This is a genomic window from Halioglobus sp. HI00S01 (genome assembly GCF_001635445.1).
GTDB lineage: Bacteria > Pseudomonadota > Gammaproteobacteria > Pseudomonadales > Halieaceae > Halioglobus > Halioglobus japonicus.
This window is the reverse complement of the sequence record NZ_LWEE01000357.1, coordinates 1-446: the sequence shown is the minus strand read 5'-3', so window position 1 is coordinate 446 and position 446 is coordinate 1. Positions and strand designations below refer to the sequence as shown.

The following is a 446-nucleotide window of genomic DNA, read 5'->3' as shown; positions in this document are numbered from 1 at the left end:
GGTGGATGGGCTTGCCGTTGGCACTCAGCAGCCGCTGCTGCGGGCTGAATTGATAGTCGCCGCTGCGTAGTTGCGCAATGAGTTCGGGGCGACGACTCTGCCAATGAAAACGCAGATGCCAAATATCGGCGTTGGCTGGGTAGCGACGGCGTTGCTGGCAGAGCCAGGCATAGGCTGCATCGATGGTGGCGTCATCGGCGATAGCGTCAAGCAGTGCTGACTCGAGCGGTCTATTCATAGGGCGATACAAGCGCACAGACGGCTCCGTGTTGACTATTATAAAAGCATAGACCCGTTTGCCCGCAGCGACAGTGTGCAGGCTTGAGTGCCCGCTGAGTGCAACGACATATATGCGATTTTATATCTCTGTCCCCAGATCGATATGATCTATGAGACTATAAAGCCGGCAAGAAAAGAAGTTTGATCAACGTCCGCGTTTGGCCCCA

General features: G+C 54.9%; 1 pseudogene. It reads right to left on the bottom strand.

Features of this window, described 5'->3' with window-relative positions:
• Positions 1–238: pseudogene (locus A3709_RS20925) on the bottom strand (hypothetical protein); the annotation flags it as partial.
• Positions 239–446: the final 208 nt, after the last annotated feature.